This is a genomic window from Streptomyces sp. NPDC047000 (genome assembly GCF_040644295.1).
Lineage (GTDB): Bacteria > Actinomycetota > Actinomycetes > Streptomycetales > Streptomycetaceae > Streptomyces.
Genome location: NZ_JBEYWE010000007.1, coordinates 1 through 18,698 on the forward strand (window position 1 = coordinate 1; position 18,698 = coordinate 18,698).

Consider the following 18,698-nt stretch of genomic DNA (forward strand, 5'->3'; position numbering starts at 1 on the left):
CCGGTCCGCACGGACCGGCCCGGACGCCGGGTGCGCGGGTGCGGGACGGACGACGGTCAGCGGGGCGCCGGGGGTTCCGGCGCCTCCGGGGGTTCCGGCGGACGCCGGCCCGAGCGCTGCCGCGAGGTCCGCCGGCGGGACCAGTGGGAGCGGGTCCGTTCGACGAAGGCCGACCACTCGCGGCGCACCTCGTCCTCCGACGGGCGCAGACCGGCGCCGATCCGGTCGAGCTCGTCGCGGATCTCCCGGCCCAGCGCCGCCGATCCGACCATCACGAGCATCGCCCCGAACAGCGCCGAGATCATGGCGAACACGGCGCCCACCGTGCCGTAGCGCCCGACGTAGGAGTCGAACAGGCGCGGGAGGTACACCGTCGCCGCCACCGAGTACGCGCCCGACAGGACGGCCGCGGCGATGCCGAACGGGAGCAGGTCCCGGACGGTGAGGCGTTTCGCGGACAGCAGGCGGCCGCTCCACAGGAGGAACACCGCCGTCAGCGGCACCTCGACGGCGGCGGCGACCAGACCGGGCCCGTCACCGCCCAGCACGGTGTAGAGCCAGCCGCTGACGGTCGTGTACGCGCCCAGGGACAGGAGCCACCCCAGCCCGTTGCGTGAGTTGCGCACGCTCAGCGGTCTCAGTTCCCAGGTCTGTTCGAACAACCGCTGCGCCGCCCGCGCGAAGCTCAGCATGGAGATCATCAGGAACACGGCCCCGAAGACGCCGAAACCCGCGCCGTTCTCGCCGGTCGTGGTGGGCAGCGCGGCCCTGACCGCCGCCGCGCCCTCCCCCTTCAGACCGTAGCGGTCGATGATCCGCTCCGCGGCGTCGTGGTCCCAGAGGCCGCCCAGCGCCACGCCGATGAGCACCGTCAGGGGCACGATCGCGGTCAGGGCGCTGGACGCCAGCGCCATCGAGCGGTCGAAGCCCACGATCCGCTGGAACCGGCCCAGGACCCGCAGCGCGAAGGCGGGCCGCAGCCAGAACGTCGCCGTCCGCAGGGCGCGTTCGCGCCTGCCGCCCGCCGTCATGCCCACCCGCCGCCCCCTCGTCCGCCCGTCGTGCCGCCCGTCGTGCCGTCCGTCCGGCCGTCCGCCGGATCCCCGGTGAGTGCGGATCTTCAGCGAGCGGGAATCTTCACTTTCCGGACAGATGGAGGCTAATGGAGCGTGCCGGTGGGTCCGTACGTGCGACACGTTCCGGGGCGGGCCGGCGGGTCAGCGGTCACCGGCCGGCGGCGCGGGCAGCACGGACGGCGCGCCGAACCTGACCGCGACCCCGGGGGAGTACAGCACGCTCACCGGCGGTCCGGGCGGCTGCGGCAGACCCGCCGCCCGGACCAGCGTGTCGTCCAGGCCGAGGAGTTCGGCCCGGTACAGGGGCCACGGGGCGTGCTCGTTCGGCAGATGCACCGTGCGGCCCCGCCAGGAGACGTGCAGGCCCCACCGGGCGGTGAGGAAGTGCTCCAGAGAGGACGGGGCGCCGACCGGGGCGCCGGTCCGGACCTGTACCGTGCTGTGCGCGCCGCGGCCCGAGCGGCCCCGGCGGCGGCACTCGTACGTGATCACGTCCCCGTCCCGCCGCATCCGCATGCGCGACCAGATGTACGGCAGCCCCACGCCGAACCTGCCCGCCAGCACCGGGAGCAGCCGGGCCGCGTCCAGGGAGCGGAACACCACGCCGCGCCGGCCTTCCGTGTCCACCGAGTACAGCCGCACATTGGTCTCGCAGAACGTGCCGAGATACGGCAGCCCGGGACCCGGCCCGAGACCGACCCGGTGCATCTGGAACGGCACCAGGCCGACGTAGGTGAGCCCGTCGAGGGTGTCGGGGCGGGTCCCCGGCGGCAGCATCCCGGCCACCGCCTCCGGCGCCACCGGCCAGTGCAGGAAGGTGAGTCGGCGCCAGTTCTGGACGAAGGTCGGGCGCCGTACGGGGCGGGGCGTGGACGGGGTGATCGGTTCGGTCTCCATGAGGCGATGTCGTAGCACGGAGACGCCCGCGTACGGCTCACCGACCCCCGGCGGACGGTGGACGGCGGAGTGCGGTGAGCGGGCCGCGGCGTCCCGCTGCCGTCGCGGTCGTGACATGACCCAGTCAAATCTGGCAGGCTTCCCGGAGCCGTCGCCCCTGACCCCATGAGGGTGCGACGGCGGCTCACCCGCCCTCGCGCGAACCGCGGCCGCCCGACCGGCGCACCCCTGCCGGCGCGGACGGCCACCGAGCAGGCCGAATCCCCGGCCGCCACAAAGGAGTCACGTGTGAGACCGACCCCCCACAAGGCCCGCGTCGCCGGTGCGCTCGTCGCCGCCGCGCTGGCCGCCGTCTTCCTGCCCGGCACCCCGGCCTCCGCCGAACCCGCCGCCGGTTCCGCCGCCCCGGTGGCCGCCGCCTGCACCCCGGCCCAGTCCGTCGTCAACGGCGGCTTCGAGAGCGGCACCTCGCCCTGGACCCAGTCCGCCTCCACGGTGATCACCAGCGGCACCGGCCAGAGCGCGCACGGCGGCTCCTCCTACGCCTGGCTGGACGGCACCGGCGGCACGCACACCGACACGCTCTCCCAGAGCGTCACCGTCCCGTCCGGCTGCGCCACCGCCACCCTCACCTTCTGGCTGCACATCGACACCGCCGAGACGACCTCGTCGACCGCCTACGACAAGCTCACGGCGAAGATCGGCGGCACCACCCTCGCGACGTACTCGAACCTGGACAGGAACACCGGCTACGTCCAGAAGTCCTTCGACGTGTCCTCGTTCGCCGGGCAGACCGTGAGCGTCGCCTTCACCGGCACCGAGGACTCCAGCCTCCAGACGAGTTTCGTCCTCGACGACATCGCGCTCGACACCGCCGACGGCACCACCACCCCGCCGGCCGACGCCACCCGGACACCGTCCGCGCCGGCGTACACCATGAGCCTCAGCAGCAACACCGCCGGCACGGTGTGGACCGGTCATGAGAGCGTCACCTTCACCAACGCCGCCGCCACCGCGCTCAGCGAGGTCTATCTGCGGCTGTGGGACAACTACCACGGCACCTGCTCGGCCCCGCCGATCACGGTCACCAACGTCACCGGCGGCACCGCGGGGGCCCTGTCCGTCGCCTGCACCGCGCTGAGGATCGACCTGCCCGGCCCGCTGGCACAGGGCCAGAGCGCCACGATCGGCTTCGACCTCGGCATCACCGTGCCCAGCGGCGCCGACCGGTTCGGCTACGACGGCTCGTTCAGCATGATCGGCAACGCCCTTCCCGTCCTCGCGGTACGGGACGCGGCGGGCTGGCACCTCGACCCGTACACCAACAACGGCGAGTCGTTCTACTCCCTGGCCGCCGACTTCAAGGTGACCCTCGACCACCCCACGAGCCTCCTGGTCCCGGCCACCGGCACCTCCGCCGACACCGCCGGCTCCAGCGGACGTACCGTCACCACGGCCACCGCGGCCAAGGTCCGCGACTTCGCCTGGGCCGCTGGACCGTTCAGCAAGGTCTCCGGCACCTCCGCGGCGGGCACCCCCGTCAACGTCTACTCCGTGTCCGGCATCAGCTCCTCCAGCGCCCAGTCGATGCTCAGCACCGCCGAGTCCGCCGTCGACGCCCACGCCGCCCGCTTCGGGGCCTACCCCTACGGCGAGCTGGACGCCGTCATCGACAACAACTTCTGGTTCGGCGGCATGGAGTACCCCGGCTTCGTCCTCGACCTGGTCAGCACCACGGCGCTCACCCATGAGATCGCCCACCAGTGGTGGTACGGCATCGTCGGCGACGACGAGTACAACAGCCCCTGGCTGGACGAGGCGTTCACCGACTACGCCACCGATCTCGCCCAGGGCAAGACCGGCACCGGCTGCTGGAGCAGCGTGTCGTGGGCGTCGTCGGCCGAGACGATCACCGACTCCATGGCCTACTGGGACGCCCATTCCTCCCGGTACTCCACCGTGGTCTACGGCTACGGCAAGTGCGCCCTGCACGATCTGCGGCGCGTCCTCGGCGACACCGCGATGGCCAACCTCCTCAAGAGCTACGCCACTTCGCACTGGTACGGCGTCTCGACCACGGCCGAGTTCAAGGCCGCCGCGCAGGCCGCCACCACGACGGACCTGACCTCGTTCTGGACCACGCACCGCATCGACGGCTGACCCGGGCGGCCGACACGACACGGACGGGCCGCGCTGCTCCGGCGGCCCGCTCGTGCCGTCCGGCCGTGTTGCCCGGCTGTGTTGCCCGTCCGTGCCGTCCGCCCGGTGGCTACCGCCCGGCCGCGCCCGCCCGCAGTCCGTCCATGACGAAGTCCAGGAGCCGGGTCGTCCGGCTCTCCCAGTCGTCACCGCGCGGGTCGATGTGCCAGAGGCCGGCGATGGCCAGCATGAAGTCGTCCGCACTCACGCCGGGGCGGACGGTGCCCGCCTCCTCGTTGGCCCGCAGCAGGAGTTCGAGCGCCTCCAGCAGCTGTGCGTAGCCCGGCTTGGCCGGGCCGGGGAAGGTGCTGGTGGACAGGCGCATCGCCTCGGCCAGACCGGCCTTCGCCATGGCGTACCTGGCGAGCAGGTCCATCCACTCGCGCAGCGCCCGGTCCGGCTCCCGGGTGGCGAGCAACTGGGCCGCGGCGGCGGTCACCTGCTGCGTCTCGTGGCGGTAGATCTCCAGGACCAGGGCTTCCCGGTTCGGGAAGTTGCGGTAGAACGTGCCCTGTCCGACGCCGGCCTTCCTGGCGATCGCGCTCAGCGGTGTCTCGGCGCAGCACGTCAGTTCGGCCAGCGCCACTTCCAGGATGCGCTCACGGTTGCGCTGCGCGTCCGAGCGCTGCGGCGCGCCACGTCTCTCCGCCACGGGTCCTCCTTCCGGGCCCTCGTCAGGGTCCGGCCCTTGCTGAGCGGACAGCTGTCCGTTACGCTCCCGGGTAACGGACAGCTGTCCGCTTCGGCTCATCATACCGGTGAACGCCGTCGGCCGACATGCCCGCGTACACCGCGGCTGCCCGTGTCCTGCCACCCCCTACCTGCGTGACCTGCTGCGACACACAGCCGCGTGCACTGTACGCCTCCTGTCCTTCCCGCTTGTCGGCGCGTCCCCCGCAGACGCGCACCGCACCTGTGAAAGAAGGCCGACCATGGCTCAAGCGCCCTCGCAGGCGTCCAGCGCCATCACCCTGCACATCAACGGCGAGAAGCACCCGCTGACCGTCGACCACCGCACCACCCTGCTCGACGCGCTGCGCGAGCGGCTCGACCTGACCGGCACCAAGAAGGGCTGCGACCAGGGCCAGTGCGGTGCCTGCACCGTACTGATCGACGGCCGGCGGGCCGTGTCCTGCCTCCAGCTCGCCGTGGCGGCCGAAGGACGGGAGATCACCACCGTCGAAGGACTCGCCCGGGGCGAGCAACTCCACCCGGTGCAGCAGGCGTTCCTCGAACTGGACGGCTACCAGTGCGGCTACTGCACGCCGGGCCAGATCTGTTCGGCCGTCGCCGTGCTCGAGGAGCACGCCGCGGGCTGGCCGAGCGCCGTCACCGGTGACGTCCGCCCCGAGGCCGGGGTGCCGGACCTCACCGCCGAGGAGATCCGGGAGCGGATGAGCGGCAATCTGTGCCGGTGCAGCGCCTATGTGCAGATCGTCGAGGCGGTCTCCCGCGCCGCCGCGGAGCAGGCCGGCGCCACCGCCGCCGCGCCCGAGGGAGCGGCCGCGTGAAGGAGTTCGCCTACCGGCGCGCCACCGACGTCTTTGGCGCCCTCGCCCTGCTCGACGCCGATCCCGGCGCGCGCTTCCTCGCGGGCGGCACCAACCTCGTCGACCTGATGAAGACCGGCGTGGAACGACCGGGCAGCCTCGTCGACGTCCGCGAACTGCCCTTAGACCGGGTGGAGTCCACCCCGGACGGCGGACTGCGCATCGGCGCCACCGTCACCAACAGCGACCTCGCCGTCCATCCCGAGGTCAGGCGCCGCTACCCGGCGCTGACCCAGGCCGTCCTCGCCGGTGCCTCCGGGCAGCTGCGCAACATGGCCACCGTCGGCGGCAATCTGCTCCAGCGCACCCGTTGCGCCTACTTCGCCGACATCACGCGGCCGTGCAACAAGCGGGTCCCGGGCAGCGGTTGTCCCGCGATCGAGGGGGAGCACCACAACCACGCCGTGCTCGGCGCCTCCGGACACTGTGTGGCGACCCACCCCTCCGACATGGGCGTCGCCCTGACCGCGTTCGACGCCGTCGTCCACTACGAGAGTGCCGGCGGACCGGGCGAGGTCCCGATCGCCGACCTCTACCTCCCCGTCGGCGACACCCCGCACCGCGAGACCGCGCTGCCGCCCGGCGCCCTGATCACCGCCGTCACCCTGCCCCCGGCACCCTTCGCGGCCAACTCCCACTACCGCAAGGTGCGCGAACGGGCCTCGTACGCCTTCGCCATCGGCTCGGTCGCCGCCGCGCTCGACGTCCGGGACGGCGTGGTGCACGACGTACGGCTCGCCTTCGGAGCCGTGGCCTCCCGGCCCTGGCGGGCCCGCACGGCGGAACAGGCGCTGATCGGCGAGCCGGCCGGTGAGGCCGCCTTCCGCGCCGCCGCCGACGCCGAACTCGCCGCGGCCCGCCCGCTGCCCCACAACCGCTACAAGGTGCCCCTGATGAGCAACCTCGTCGTCGCCGTCCTCGGCCGACTCACCGGAAACGCCCAGGAGTCCGAGGAGTCCGTACGATGACCACGACCGCCGAACACCGCGTGACCGGCGCCGTCGGCACCGCCCACATCCGGGTCGAGGGGGTCGACAAGGTCACCGGCGCCGCCCGTTACGCGGGCGAGGTGCCCTTCGCCGAACTGGCCTACGGCTGGCTGGTGCTGTCCACCGTCGCCAAGGGCCGCATCGGCGCGATCGACTCCGGGCCGGTGCTCGCCATGCCGGGCGTGCTCGCCGTGCTGGACCACCGCAGCGCCCCCCACCTGAACACCGATTACACCAGCATGCTCGGCACGCCTCCCGACCCGACGTGCGCCCTCTTCCAGCACGACCGGGTACCCAGCCTCGGCTGGCCGGTCGCCCTGGTCGTCGCCGAGACCTCCGAACAGGCCCGCGAGGCAGCCGAGTCGCTCGTCGTGCGCTACGAAGAGGAGCCTCACGACGTCGAGTTGGTGCCCGGCCATCCGGCCGCCTACACGCTGAGCGGCCATATGCCCGGCGAGACGGAGAAGGGCAGCCTCGAGGACCGGCTCGCCGCGTCCGCCTTCGTCGTGGACGCCGAGTACACCACCCCCGAAGAGCACCACAACCCGATGGAGCCGCACGCCGCCACCGCCCACTGGGACGGCGGACGGCTGGAGGTGATCGACTCCAACCAGGGCGCCGGCTGGGTGGTCGGCGAACTCGCGGGCCTCTTCTCCCTCGACCCCGGCGCCGTGCACGTCCGCTCCGAGCACGTCGGCGGCGGCTTCGGCAGCAAGGGCGTACGCGCCCACCAGGTCGCCGCCGTGATGGCCGCGACCCACCTCCAGCGGCCGGTGCGCGTCGTCATGACCCGCCGTCAGATGTTCTCGCTGGCCGGGTACCGCAGCCCCACCGTGCAGCGGGTCAGGCTCGGCGCCGATGCCGGCGGACGGCTGCGCGCGCTGGAGCACAGCTCCCTCAGCGCCACCTCCACCGTGTACGAGTTCGTCGAGCCCGCCGCGGGACCGGCCCGGGTGATGTACGACGCCGACGCCCACCGCACGGCCAACCGGGTCGTCCGGCTCGACGTGCCCAGCCCGACCTGGATGCGCGCGCCGGGCGAGGCCCCGGGCTCGTTCGCCCTGGAAGCGGCCATGGACGAACTCGCCGAGCGGTGCGGCGTCGACCCCGTCGAGCTGCGGCTGCGCAACGAACCCGAGACGGGCCCGGTCTCCGGGCTCCCCTACGCCGGACGCAATCTGCGGGGCTGCTTCGAGGAGGGCGCCCGCAGGTTCGGCTGGGCGGACCGCGACCCGCGCCCCGGAGTGCGCCGGGACGGCCGCTGGCTGCTGGGCACCGGCACCGCCGCCGCCTCCTTCCCGGCCATGGCGATGCCCTCCACGGCCGCGGCGACGGCCTGGCCGGACGGCACCTTCACGGTCCGGATCACCGCCGCCGACATCGGCACCGGTGCCCGGACCGCGCTCACCCTGGTAGCCGCCGACGCGCTGGGTGTGACCCCGGACCGGGTGGAGGTCCGTATCGGGGACAGCGACTTCGGTTTCGCGATGATCGCGGGCGGCTCCGCGGGCACCCGCTCCTGGGCCTGGGCGGTCATCGAGGCCGGCCGGGAACTGCGTGAGCGGATCGTCACGGGTGAGGAGATCCCCGCCGAGGGGATCACCGTGCGGTCGGACACCAGCGAGGCCGTCGGGGCGCTCGCCCAGCGCGAACGGCACTCCTTCGGGGCGCAGTTCGCGGAGGTCGCCGTCGACACCGCGACCGGTGAGGTGCGGGTGCGGCGCATGCTGGGCATCTTCGCGGCCGGCCGCATCGTCAACCCCCTCACCGCGCGCGGCCAGCTGGTGGGCGGCATGATCTGGGGCCTGTCCATGGCCCTGCACGAGGAGGCGGTCCGCGACCGGGCCACCGGCGGGCTGGTCGGCGCCGACCTCGCGGGTTATCACGTCGCCAGCCACGCCGACGTGCCGCACATCGAGGCCGACTGGGTCGACGCCCCGGACCCGGACGACCCGATCGGCATCCGGGGCATCGGCGAGGTCGGCACCGTGGGCGCCGCCGCGGCCGTCGCCAACGCGGTCTGGCACGCCACCGGTGCACGGCACCGCAGCCTCCCGATCCGGCCCGACCGTGTCCTGACGGCGGCCCCCGGTGCTTGACATCGCCGCCGACCTGCGGCGCTGGCTGGCCGAGGGCCGCACCTTCGCCCTCGCCACGGTCGTCGCCGTGGGCGGCAGCGCGCCGCGCGGCCCCGGGGCCGCACTCGCCGTCGACACGGACGGCACGGTCGTCGGCTCGGTCTCCGGCGGCTGTGTCGAGGGCGCCGTGTACGAGCTGTGCCGGGCGGCGCTGGACGACGGCAGGACCGTCGTCGAGCGCTTCGGCTACAGCGACGAGGACGCCTTCGCCGTGGGCCTGACCTGCGGCGGGGTCCTCGATGTGATGGTCATGCCGGTCGGAGCCGACTCGCCCGCCAGGGCTGTGCTGCGGGCGGCCCTGGCGGATGCCGGAGCGGGCGTCCCGGTGGCCGTGGCCCGGGTCGTCCGCGGCCCGGCCGCACTGCTCGGCACCGCCCTGCTCGTCCGGCCCGACGGGTCCCGGGAGGGCGGCCTGGGCGGCGCGGCCGTGCTGGACCGGACGGCGGCGGCCGAGGCCCGTGCCCTGCTGGAGACGGGCCGCACCGGCACCGTCGAGCTCTCGGAGGACGGCGCCCGCTGTCCCGGCGGGCTGACCCTGCTCGTGGAGTCCAGCCAGCCGCCGCCCCGCATGATCGTCTTCGGGGCGATCGACTTCGCGGCGGCGCTGGTGCGGGCGGGCAAGTTCCTCGGCCACCACGTGACCGTGTGCGACGCGCGTCCCGTCTTCGCCACCGCGGCCCGCTTCCCCGAGGCGGACGAGGTGGTGGTCGACTGGCCGCACCGCTATCTGCGGCGCACCGCGACCGACGCGCGCAGCGTGCTGTGCGTACTCACCCACGACGCCAAGTTCGACGTACCCCTGCTGGCGGTCGCCCTGCGGCTGCCCGTGGCGTTCGTCGGCGCCATGGGCTCCCGCCGCACGCATGCCGACCGTGAACGGCGGCTGCGTGGAGCGGGGCTGACGGAAGGGGAGCTGGCGCGGCTCAGGTCGCCGATCGGGCTGGATCTCGGTGCCCTCACCCCGGAGGAGACGGCCGTGTCCATCGCCGCGGAGATCGTCGCCGTACGGCGCGGCGGCACGGGTGTCCCGCTCACCCGGTCCGGCACGCCGATCCACCGGGACGGCTGGCCACCGCGGCCGGGGGACGCCACGGCGGCCTGACCGCGTCCCGGGCCGCCCGCCGCCGGCCCCCCGACCGTCGTCGGGGGGCCGGGCGACTCCGTTGTCCCGGGACCGGTTTGCGGGGCACGGGGTCCCGGGCCGGACGCAGGCGCTACGCTCACCGCCAGGCGAGTGACGACGGCGTCGCCCGACGGCCGAGTCACGCCCGACCCCCCCACAGGCGATGGAGACTCGGCTTGCGCGACGGCGAAGTTGTGGTGATAGGCGGCGGATACGCGGGTGTCCGTCTGGCGAAGCGGCTGGACACGGCGACCCGGGTCACCCTGGTGGACCGCAAGGAGATCTTCTTCCACCGCATCGCCTCCCTGCGCGCGGGAGTGCGCCCGGAGTGGACGGTGACCCCGCTCATCCCGTACGACCGGCTGCTGCAGAACGGGCGGGTGGCCGTCGGCAAGGCGGTCCGCATCGACACGGCCGGACGTGAGGTCGTGCTCGGCTCCGGCGAACGGCTCCCGTACGACGTGCTGGTCATCGCCACCGGCGCCGACTACCCCGAACCCGCCCGCTTCGCCGGGACCACGGCCGAGGAGGCGATGCAGTCGTTCGCCCTGCACCAGAAGAAGATCTCCGCGGCCGAGCACGTCCTCGTCGTCGGCGGCGGGCCGTCCGGCGTCGAACTCAGCGCGGAGATACGTCTGGCCAGGCCCGACGCGCGGGTGACGCTCGCCCACTCGGGTGCGGAGCTGATGCACGCCACGGGCAGCGCCGCGGCCGGCCGGCGGGCCCGCGCATGGCTGGAGTCGCACGGCGTGACGGTGCGGCTCGACTCCTTCATGTCCCCGGGCAGCGAGTTCGGCACCTACCGCGACGCCCGGGGCAAGGTCCTCGAGGCCGACCTGTCGTACTGGGCGACCGGCACGACCCCCAACACGTTCTGGCTGCGCATGGCGGGACTCGGCGACTGGCTGACCGCGTCCGGGCACATCAAGGTCGACCGCACCCTGCGCGTCGAGGGCCGCTCGGACGTGTTCGCGATCGGCGACGTCAACGACGCCACCGACCTCAAGATCACGCCCGCCGCACTGGCCCAGGCGGACCTCGCCGCCCACAACATCCGCGACCATCTGCAGAGTCCGGGCCGGCACCGCCGGGACCTCCGCCTGTACCGGGCGTTCCACCGGACCCCGATGATCGTCCCGTTCGGCTCCGCCGACGGGCTGACGATGCTCCCGGTGCCCGGCGGCGACACCGCGATCCTGGGCACCCGCACCTCCACCCTGGCGAAGGCCCGCACCCTGATGACCCCCTACGTCAGACGCCAGCTCAACTACGCCACGGACTGACCCGCACGGACGGCCGGGCCCAGGGGGCGGACCGCCGGCCCCGGGCGGCAGCGGACGGGCTACTGCCGCGGTGCCCAGTGCAGCCGGAGCAGGGTGTGGGCGCGGTAGGTGAGGAAGGCGGCCAGCGGCAGCTCCACGAACACGGCGAGCGCGGCGGACGCCCAGACCGCCGGGGTGCCGAAGTCGAGCGACACGTCGAACCAGGCGTCGCACACCAGCAGCACCGCCGTGGCCAGCGCGGCCATCACGGCGCCGCCGTGCCGCTTGCGGGCCAGCAGCGCCGTCGCCCCGGCGGCCGTCAGCAGCAGGATGTCGAAGCCCACCCAGGCGGTGCGCCACTGGTGGACCCGGTAGTCGGACGGCAGGGTCAGCGCCATCAGCACCGTCCAGGGGATCAGACCGAGCACGGAGAGCGCCAGCAGCTCCACGACGCGCCGCCTGCGCCGTTCGTCCCCGTCGGGGCGCGCCGGAGCCGGGGAGGCCGGTACGGCCGCCGTCCCCGGCGCGGACGGCACGGCGAGGGCGGTCACCGGGTCCTCGGTCATCGGGCTCGTCGTGATCATCGCCGCCACCTCGTTCCGCCGTCGTCTCCCGTGCCGCTGTCCACGTGAGCTGTCCTCCCCGACAAGAACAGGAGGCGGCCTCCAGATAATTCCCGGACGGGCGCGAAGGGGCATCGTGGTGTAAAGGATGGAATCGATGGATTCTTCGCACCACGACCCCGAAGCGCCCGCGGCGGCCGGGCCCGAAGCACCCGCACCCGGCGTGCCCGGTGCGGGCGGGCCCCCGGCCGTCGTGCCCGGCGAACTGTTCGACGCGTCCACCGACGCCACGGCGCTGCTGGCCGCGGACGGCACGGTGATCGGCTGGACCCGTGCGGCCGAAACCCTCCTCGGCCGTCCGGCGCCCGAGGTCGTGGGCCGGTCCGCCGGGCGGCTGCTGGCCACCGCCGGGGACCCGGTCCGGGTGGCCGGCATCGTGGAACGGTGCCGCGCCGGGATGGGCTGGAGCGGTCTCGTCCCGCTGCGGCACCGGGACGGCCGCAGTGTCGACGCCGACCTGCGGGTGTCGGCCTCCTTCCGCGTCGCCCAGCCGTCCGGCGCCCGGGAGTGCTTCCTGGTCTCGGCGCGCGAGCGGCGCCCGCGGTGGACCATGGGCCAGTCCGTCCTGGACGGCTTCCTGACCCGCTCCCCGGTGGGCATGGCCGTGATGGACCCGGAGCTGCGGTACGTGTGGCTCAACGACACCCTCGAGCGCTTCGGCGGCGTGCCCAGGGAACAGCGGCTGGGGCGCCGGCTGAGCGATCTGCTGCCGGGACTCCAGGCCGACACCCTCGAGGGGCTGATGCGCAAGGTCCTGGCGACCGGGAACCCGGTCACCGACTACGAGTACCTGGGCTGGAGCTGGGCCGACCCGCACCGGCGGCGCGCCTACTCGTCGTCCTTCTTCCCGCTGCTCGGCGCCGATGACACCGTCACCGGTATCTGTTACATGGTCCTCGACGTCACCGAGCGGTGGGCCGCCCGCACCCTGCTGACCCTGATCAACGAGGCCGGCGCCGCCATCGGCACCACCCTGGACGTGCTGCGCACCGCGCAGGAACTCGCCGACTTCGCCGTACCCCGGTTCGCCGACTTCGTCGTCGTCGACCTGCTCGAACCCGTCCTGGACACGGGCGGGCTCGGCGACCGGCCGGCCGGGGCGGTGCCGGAGCCGGTACGGCCGGTGCTGCGCCGCGCGGCTCTGCGCTGTGTGCACGAGGTCCTGCCGGAGGGCTGCGCGCGGACCGGTGAACGGGCCGACCTCCTGCCCCCGCGGCTCGGCGTGGACCTGCTGACCGGCGGCGGGCCGGTCCTCGTCCCGGTGCTCGACCCGGACGACGGGACGTGGGCCGGCCGGCAGCCCGCGACCGCCGCGCGGGTCCGCGAGCTCGGACTGCACTCCCTCATCTCCGTACCGATGCGGGCCCGGAACACCACGCTCGGGCTGACCACGTTCGCCCGGTCCGCCAACCCCGTGTCCTACGGGTCCGACGACGTGCTGGCCGCCCAGGAACTGGTGGCGCGGGCCGCCCTGTGCGTGGACAACGCCCGCCGCTACACCCGTGAGCACACCGCGGCCGTCACGCTCCAGCGGAGCCTGCTGCCGCAGGCGCTGGCCGGCGGTACGGCCCTGGAGGCGGCCTCCTCCTATCTGCCCGCGGACGCCACGGGCGGGGTCGGGGGCGACTGGTTCGACGTGATCCCGCTGTCCGGTGCCCGCGTCGGCCTGGTCGTCGGCGACGTGGTCGGCCACGGCATCGCCGCCGCGGCGACCATGGGACGGCTGCGCACCGCCGTGCAGACCCTCGCCGACATGGAGCTGCCCCCGGACGAACTGCTGGCGCACCTCGACGACCTGGTGCTGCGGCTGAGCGAGGAGGAGACCGACGTCGAGGAGGGCCGGCAGAGCACCGCCGGTTTCCTCGGGGCGACCTGTCTGTACGCCGTCTACGACCCGGTGACCCGGCGGTGCACCATGGCCCGGGCGGGCCACCCGCCCCCCGTCGTCGTCACTCCCGGCGGGCAGGTCTCCTTCCCCGAGCCGCCCGCCGGACCCCCGCTCGGCCTGGGCGGGATGGCCTTCGAGTCCTGCGAGATCGAACTCCCCGAGCACAGTCTCCTCGGGCTCTACACCGACGGTCTGGTCGAGGGACCCGACGGCGACATCGAGTCCGGCATGGCCCGGCTCGGCGAGGTGCTGTCCCGGCCCGCCGCCGGCCTGGCGGACCTGTGCACGACCGCCGTGCGGCAGCTCGTGCCCCTGATCCGCTCCGACGACGTCGCCTTCCTGCTGACCCGCACCCACGCCCTCGGCGCCGACCGGGTGGTGTCCTGGGAGGTGCCCGTCGACCCGGCCGCCGTGGCGGAACTCCGGGCCCGTACCACCCGTCAGCTGGCGGAGTGGGGACTGCACGACCTGGCCATGACCACGGAGCTGATCGTGAGCGAGCTGGTCACCAACGCGATGCGGCACGCCACCCCGCCCATCCGGCTGCGGCTGCTGCGCGACTCCCGGCTGACCTGCGAGGTCGCCGACTCCAGCAGCACCGCGCCCCGGCTCAGACACGCCCGCAGCACGGACGAGGGCGGCCGCGGCCTGTTCCTCGTGGCCCAGCTCACCCGCCGCTGGGGCGCCCGCTACACACCGGGCGGCGGGAAGATCATCTGGGCGGAACAGGAACTGGACTAGCACCCGGTCCTCGGCCCGCGCGGCGAGCGCGCGGGCCGAGGACCGGGCCGGTCGCGCGCCCGACGGCGGTCAGGACGTCACGGCAGGGTGCGGCACAGCAGGGCGTCCGGGCCGGGGTAGGCGGCGAACCGGGTGGTGAAGGCGATGCCCGCGGCGTACTCCCCGTCCCCGCACTGGCCCTTGTAGTCCTGGGTGGCGAAGTCGCCGCCCGAGGCGTCGGAGGGCCGGTTGTCGGAGCGGTCGAACCACACCGTGCGCGAGGTGCCGCCCAGGGTGACGCGGGCCGGCACGCACAGGGCCGCCGAGGTGCGCGTACCGCGGTGGCTGTAGCCGATGAGGAAGTCACCGGCCGGGCACTGGAGCTTGGTGTACCCGGAGGCCCAGTCGCCGCCGGAGGGGACGTAGCGCTCGTCGGTGACGACCACCTGGCCGGTGCCGCTCGCCCGCAGGTCGCCCGCCGTGGCGTCGGTGCACAGGCCCCGGCCGGAGGTGTGGCCGAGCCCGGTCAGCCGCAGTCCGTCGGGACAGACCGCCTTGGAGGCGCCGGAGTCCCAGTCGCCCTGGGCGCGCACCCGCAGCGACTGGACAAAGTCGCCGTGGTCGGTGTTCAGCATCCGCCACACCGGGGTCGCGGGCACGGGGCCCGTCAGGGCGGGCGCGGTCATCAGGTGGTCCCAGGCGGTGCGGCGCCAGTCGGAGTCGTCTAGCAGGCCGTGCCGGCCGCCCTGTTCGTCGTAGCGGAGCAGGGCCCAGTCGTCGTGGCCCTCCCAGCCGACCAGCGGCCAGTAGGCGAAGTCGGTGTCGTGGTCGGCGAAGTAGTCGGTGATGTTGCCGAACCAGGTGCGGGCCGCGGTGCCGGTCTCCCCGGCGCCGATGCCGAACTCGCTGATCCACACCGGCGCGGTGTAGTGCCTGCCGCCGTCCTCGACGAAGAACGCCTCGTCGTACAGGGCCTGGTAGAGGTCGGTGCGGCTGAGGTCCTGGTAGCGGGCGTCGTGGGTCTCGCCGATCCCGGTGGCGCCGGAGTGGTTCGGGCCGGTGTAGCCGTAGAAGTGGGCGGAGTAGACCAGTTTGCGGGAGTCGACCAGGGTGTGCGAGAGGGTGCCCGCGGGGGTGAGCATCGGGCGGCCGTGCGGGAGGCCGTCCACGGGCAGCCCGGTCCAGTTGATGCCCTCGATGACGATCAGGAGGTTCGGGTTCGCCTCGGTGAGGATGCGGTCGCCGGCGAGCTGTGCGGCGGCGAACCAGTCATGGGCGTCCCCCGCACCCCAGTTGGGGTCGTCGAGGACGTCGCGGCGGACCTCGTTGTACAGGTCGGCGCCCACCACGCCCGGGTCGCCCGCGTACCGGCGGGCCATGAACACCCAGTCGTCCGCCCACTGCTGGGTGGTCTGGCTGCTGTTCCAGCGCTCGTTGCCGTCCACCCCGCAGCACCAGCGGGAGGTGTTGGTGTGGTTGTTGAGGATGACGGCGAACCCGGCGTCGGACAGCGCCGTGACGACCGCGTCGAAGACCTGGAGCGGGGTGTCGCCGCGCAGCTGCGGATTGGCGGCCACGGCGGAGTCGGGCACCGCCGCCGTCGCGTGGATCATCGCGTTGGAGAACGGCAACCGGACGCTGTTGATGCCGAGTTCACGGAAGTCCGACATCAGCCGGGAGAGCGGTGCCCGGTCCAGGCCCAGCGGGATGCCGTGCGAGTTCTGCCCCGCGTGGTGCTGGGTGTCGTCCGACTCGCTGCCGCTGCCCGTCCAGGACCCCTGCGCGCCGTCCCAGTTGGCCGACTTCAGCCGGAACCGGTCGCCGTTCGCGTCGACGATGTAACGTCCGCGGGTGGACAGCGGGGGCTGCCAGGTCCGGGCGGTGGCGGTGGCGGTGGTGGTGGCGGCATGTACGGCGGGCGGGGCGGCCCGCGGTGCCGGGGCGGCCACGGCCGCGGGCGCCGTGGCCCACAGCAGCAGCATCGCCCAGAATGTCAGGTACTTGACAATCGTGGACTTCGGCATCGTTTTCCTCGGCAGGAGGGAGGTCTTTCCCGGCAGGAGAGAGCGGAGCGCACGGGACGGCGGATGATCCGGACGCGGTGAACCGGTGATCCGGGCGGCGCGGGTGATGCGGGTGATGCGGCAGGTCTGGTCCCGCCCTGCTGGTTTCCCGCTCCCGCGCGGCTTCAACCGCACCGCTGCTTTCCCGCTCCCGTACTGCCCCGGCGCGCCGGGCGATGCCGGTCCCGGTGCCGCCGGCGACCCCGGCCGGAAAGGACCGCCGGGGACGCGGACCTCAGACGCCGGTGTGCAGGGCGGCCCACACCGCGTTGCCCGTGGTGCGGGTGGAGCGGGTCACTCCCCAGGCGTCGGCGATCTGCTGGACGAGCAGCAGACCACGCCCGTTCTCGGCGTGCGAGGCGGGGAAGCGCCGGGCCGGCAGACCGAGCTCGCCGTGCTGCTCCCCGGAGTTCTCGTCGTGCACCTCGACGCGTAACTGGGCGTCCGTGAGCAGTTCCACCCCGCACAGCATGCGCCCGCCCCGGGCGTGCAGCACCGCGTTGGTCGCCAGTTCCGAGATCAGCAGGACCGCGTCGGTGCACAGGTCCCCGGCCTGGCGCCAGGCGAACAGCTGCTCCCGCACCACGTCACGGGCGATCTTCACGCTCGCCCGGTGGGTGGGCAGGTCGAGCCAGCGGGAACGGCGCGGACCGGCCGGGGTCAAGAGGCCGTGGGCCGAAGCGGTGTGGGGGGTCACGGTGATCGCCTTCCGTCGAGCGAGGGGCGCAGGGGGAGGGTGACGCGTGACGAAGGAGGGGAGTGGTCCTTCTCCGGCAGGCGTGTGAGGGGGATGCCCCTCACGGGTCGGGCGAGTGAGCGCGGCGGTTCCGCTGGGTGTGCGGCGTGTGACACGGGTGATGCGTGCGCTCGGTGGGATCGCTCACGAAGTCATCATGCTCGTTGGTGAGTTCACGGTGCAACCGACTCCCTGATAATTTCAGCGCGCCGGTATCGGACTGGTGCCATCATCAAGTCACTGCCACAATCGCACCGTTGACGGTCACTCAGGAGGTATGGGTGTGAACGAGGCTCGCTCGGGCGCCGGTACGAGTGCTCCCACGGTGCTGCGCATGATCCTCGGCCGGCGACTGCAGGACATGCGGGTGAACGCGGGGGCCTCGCTGGAGGACGCGGCCCGGGCCCTGCGGGTGAAGCCTCTGACCATCCGCCGTCTGGAGAAGGCGGAGGTCGGCCTCAAGCCCCTGTACGTGGAGAAGCTGTTGCAGACCTACGGGGCCGGGCAGCAGGAGATCGACGAGTTCGTCGCGCTGGCCGAACGGGCCAACGAGCCCGGCTGGTGGCACGCGTACCGCGACGTGCTCCCCAACTGGTTCACCGCGTACGTCAGTCTCGAGACGGGCGCCAAGACCTTACGCACCTACGAGCCCCACTACGTCACCGGCCTGCTCCAGACGTACGGGTACGCGCGCGCCGTACTGCGCGGCGGCTTCCCGAACGGCGACGAGGAGGAGCTGGAGCGCCGGGTCGCGGCCCGGCTGCGCCGCCAGGGCCTGCTGGAGAGGGCGGACGCGCCCACGCTGTGGGTGGTCATGGAGGAGGCCGTGCTGCACCGGGTGGTGGGCGGCCCCGAGATCATGCGGGAGCAGATCGACCGGCTCCTCGAGGTCTCGGAACTCGGCCACGTCAGCGTGGACGTCGTCCCGTTCACCGCCGGCGCCCATGTCGGGGCCTGCGCCCCGTTCACCTATTTCCGGTTCGAGGAGCCGGAGCTGCCCGACATCGTCTACAGCGAGATCCTGTCCGCCTCCATGTACCTGGACGAGCGCGCCGACGTCGCCGCCCACCTCGAGGCCCACAACCGTATGTCGCTGCTGACCTCGGCCGCGGACAGCAGGGCGCTTCTTGACCGCATGCGCAAGGAGTACTCATGACCACCACCGACGCCCGGTTCTACAACGGGATGCCCGCCTCGGAACTCGGCGAGCAGGGCTGGGAGTGCCCGTGGAGCGGGCCCAACGGAGGTCAGTGCGTGGAGACGAAGCAGCTCGCCGACGGCAGGGTGGCCCTGCGCCAGTCGACCGACCCGGCGGGCCCGGCGCTGATCTACACGCCGGAGGAGATCAGGGCGTTCGTCCTGGGAGTCAAACAGGGACTGGCCGATCACCTGACGGCCGGCTGAACCGCACACGAGCGGGAAGGACCGTGCCGG

15 protein-coding genes are annotated in these 18,698 nt (G+C 73.4%); 9 read left to right on the forward strand and 6 right to left on the reverse strand.

Going from position 1 to position 18,698, the window contains the following annotated elements; all coding sequences use genetic code 11:
• Positions 1-56: 56 nt before the first annotated feature.
• Positions 57-1,031: a YhjD/YihY/BrkB family envelope integrity protein gene (locus tag ABZ862_RS13665; protein WP_360957339.1), complete on the reverse strand. Its 975-nt coding sequence runs from the start codon at positions 1,029-1,031 to the stop codon at positions 57-59.
• 186 nt (positions 1,032-1,217) lie between these two features.
• Positions 1,218-1,973, reverse strand: coding sequence for a DUF2071 domain-containing protein (locus tag ABZ862_RS13670; RefSeq protein WP_360956700.1), 756 nt, complete (start codon positions 1,971-1,973; stop codon positions 1,218-1,220).
• A 288-nt stretch (positions 1,974-2,261) separates the two neighbouring features.
• Between ABZ862_RS13670 and ABZ862_RS13675 the strand changes: the two genes are divergently transcribed.
• Positions 2,262-4,133, forward strand: a complete 1,872-nt coding sequence (locus ABZ862_RS13675; protein WP_360956702.1) for a M1 family aminopeptidase — start codon at positions 2,262-2,264, stop codon at positions 4,131-4,133.
• A gap of 109 nt (positions 4,134-4,242) precedes the next feature.
• On the opposite strand, the gene ABZ862_RS13680 is transcribed toward ABZ862_RS13675, so the two are convergent.
• Positions 4,243-4,824, reverse strand: a complete 582-nt coding sequence (locus ABZ862_RS13680) for a TetR/AcrR family transcriptional regulator (RefSeq protein WP_360956704.1) — start codon at positions 4,822-4,824, stop codon at positions 4,243-4,245.
• 280 nt (positions 4,825-5,104) lie between these two features.
• On the opposite strand from ABZ862_RS13680, the gene ABZ862_RS13685 reads away from it, so the two are divergent.
• From ABZ862_RS13685 to ABZ862_RS13705, 5 genes are all read left to right on the forward strand, one after another.
• Complete coding sequence (locus ABZ862_RS13685; protein WP_360956706.1) at positions 5,105-5,683, forward strand: 2Fe-2S iron-sulfur cluster-binding protein; 579 nt, start codon at positions 5,105-5,107, stop codon at positions 5,681-5,683.
• Entirely contained in the window at positions 5,680-6,690 is a 1,011-nt protein-coding gene (locus ABZ862_RS13690; RefSeq protein WP_360956708.1) for a xanthine dehydrogenase family protein subunit M, read from the forward strand. The genes ABZ862_RS13685 and ABZ862_RS13690 overlap by 4 nt, the downstream gene beginning before the upstream one ends.
• Complete coding sequence (locus ABZ862_RS13695) at positions 6,687-8,810, forward strand: xanthine dehydrogenase family protein molybdopterin-binding subunit (RefSeq protein ID WP_360956710.1); 2,124 nt, start codon at positions 6,687-6,689, stop codon at positions 8,808-8,810. The genes ABZ862_RS13690 and ABZ862_RS13695 overlap by 4 nt, the downstream gene beginning before the upstream one ends.
• Positions 8,803-9,951, forward strand: coding sequence for an XdhC/CoxI family protein (locus ABZ862_RS13700; RefSeq protein ID WP_360956712.1), 1,149 nt, complete (start codon positions 8,803-8,805; stop codon positions 9,949-9,951). The genes ABZ862_RS13695 and ABZ862_RS13700 overlap by 8 nt, the downstream gene beginning before the upstream one ends.
• A 197-nt stretch (positions 9,952-10,148) precedes the next feature.
• Positions 10,149-11,255 carry an FAD-dependent oxidoreductase gene (locus ABZ862_RS13705; protein WP_360956714.1) on the forward strand — a complete coding sequence of 369 codons (1,107 nt, stop codon included), beginning with the start codon at positions 10,149-10,151 and terminating at the stop codon, positions 11,253-11,255.
• A gap of 59 nt (positions 11,256-11,314) precedes the next feature.
• Here the strand turns inward: ABZ862_RS13705 and ABZ862_RS13710 are convergent, their stop codons facing one another.
• Positions 11,315-11,818, reverse strand: a complete 504-nt coding sequence (locus tag ABZ862_RS13710; protein WP_360956716.1) for a hypothetical protein — start codon at positions 11,816-11,818, stop codon at positions 11,315-11,317.
• 136 nt (positions 11,819-11,954) lie between these two features.
• Here ABZ862_RS13710 and ABZ862_RS13715 point away from each other — a divergent pair, with 136 nt between their 5' ends.
• Complete coding sequence (locus tag ABZ862_RS13715; RefSeq protein WP_360956718.1) at positions 11,955-14,486, forward strand: SpoIIE family protein phosphatase; 2,532 nt, start codon at positions 11,955-11,957, stop codon at positions 14,484-14,486.
• Positions 14,487-14,563: 77 nt separating this feature from the next.
• Here ABZ862_RS13715 and ABZ862_RS13720 read toward each other — a convergent pair whose 3' ends face one another.
• Positions 14,564-16,489: a cellulase family glycosylhydrolase gene (locus ABZ862_RS13720; RefSeq protein WP_360956720.1), complete on the reverse strand. Its 1,926-nt coding sequence runs from the start codon at positions 16,487-16,489 to the stop codon at positions 14,564-14,566.
• Positions 16,490-16,763: 274 nt separating this feature from the next.
• A complete protein-coding gene (locus tag ABZ862_RS13725; RefSeq protein ID WP_360956722.1) occupies positions 16,764-17,225 on the reverse strand; it encodes an ATP-binding protein in 462 nt (153 codons plus the stop codon).
• Positions 17,226-17,547: 322 nt separating this feature from the next.
• Here ABZ862_RS13725 and ABZ862_RS13730 point away from each other — a divergent pair, with 322 nt between their 5' ends.
• Both ABZ862_RS13730 and ABZ862_RS13735 read left to right on the forward strand, forming a co-directional pair.
• Positions 17,548-18,420 carry a helix-turn-helix transcriptional regulator gene (locus ABZ862_RS13730; RefSeq protein ID WP_360956724.1) on the forward strand — a complete coding sequence of 291 codons (873 nt, stop codon included), beginning with the start codon at positions 17,548-17,550 and terminating at the stop codon, positions 18,418-18,420.
• Entirely contained in the window at positions 18,417-18,668 is a 252-nt protein-coding gene (locus ABZ862_RS13735; protein ID WP_360956726.1) for a DUF397 domain-containing protein, read from the forward strand. The genes ABZ862_RS13730 and ABZ862_RS13735 overlap by 4 nt, the downstream gene beginning before the upstream one ends.
• Positions 18,669-18,698: the final 30 nt, after the last annotated feature.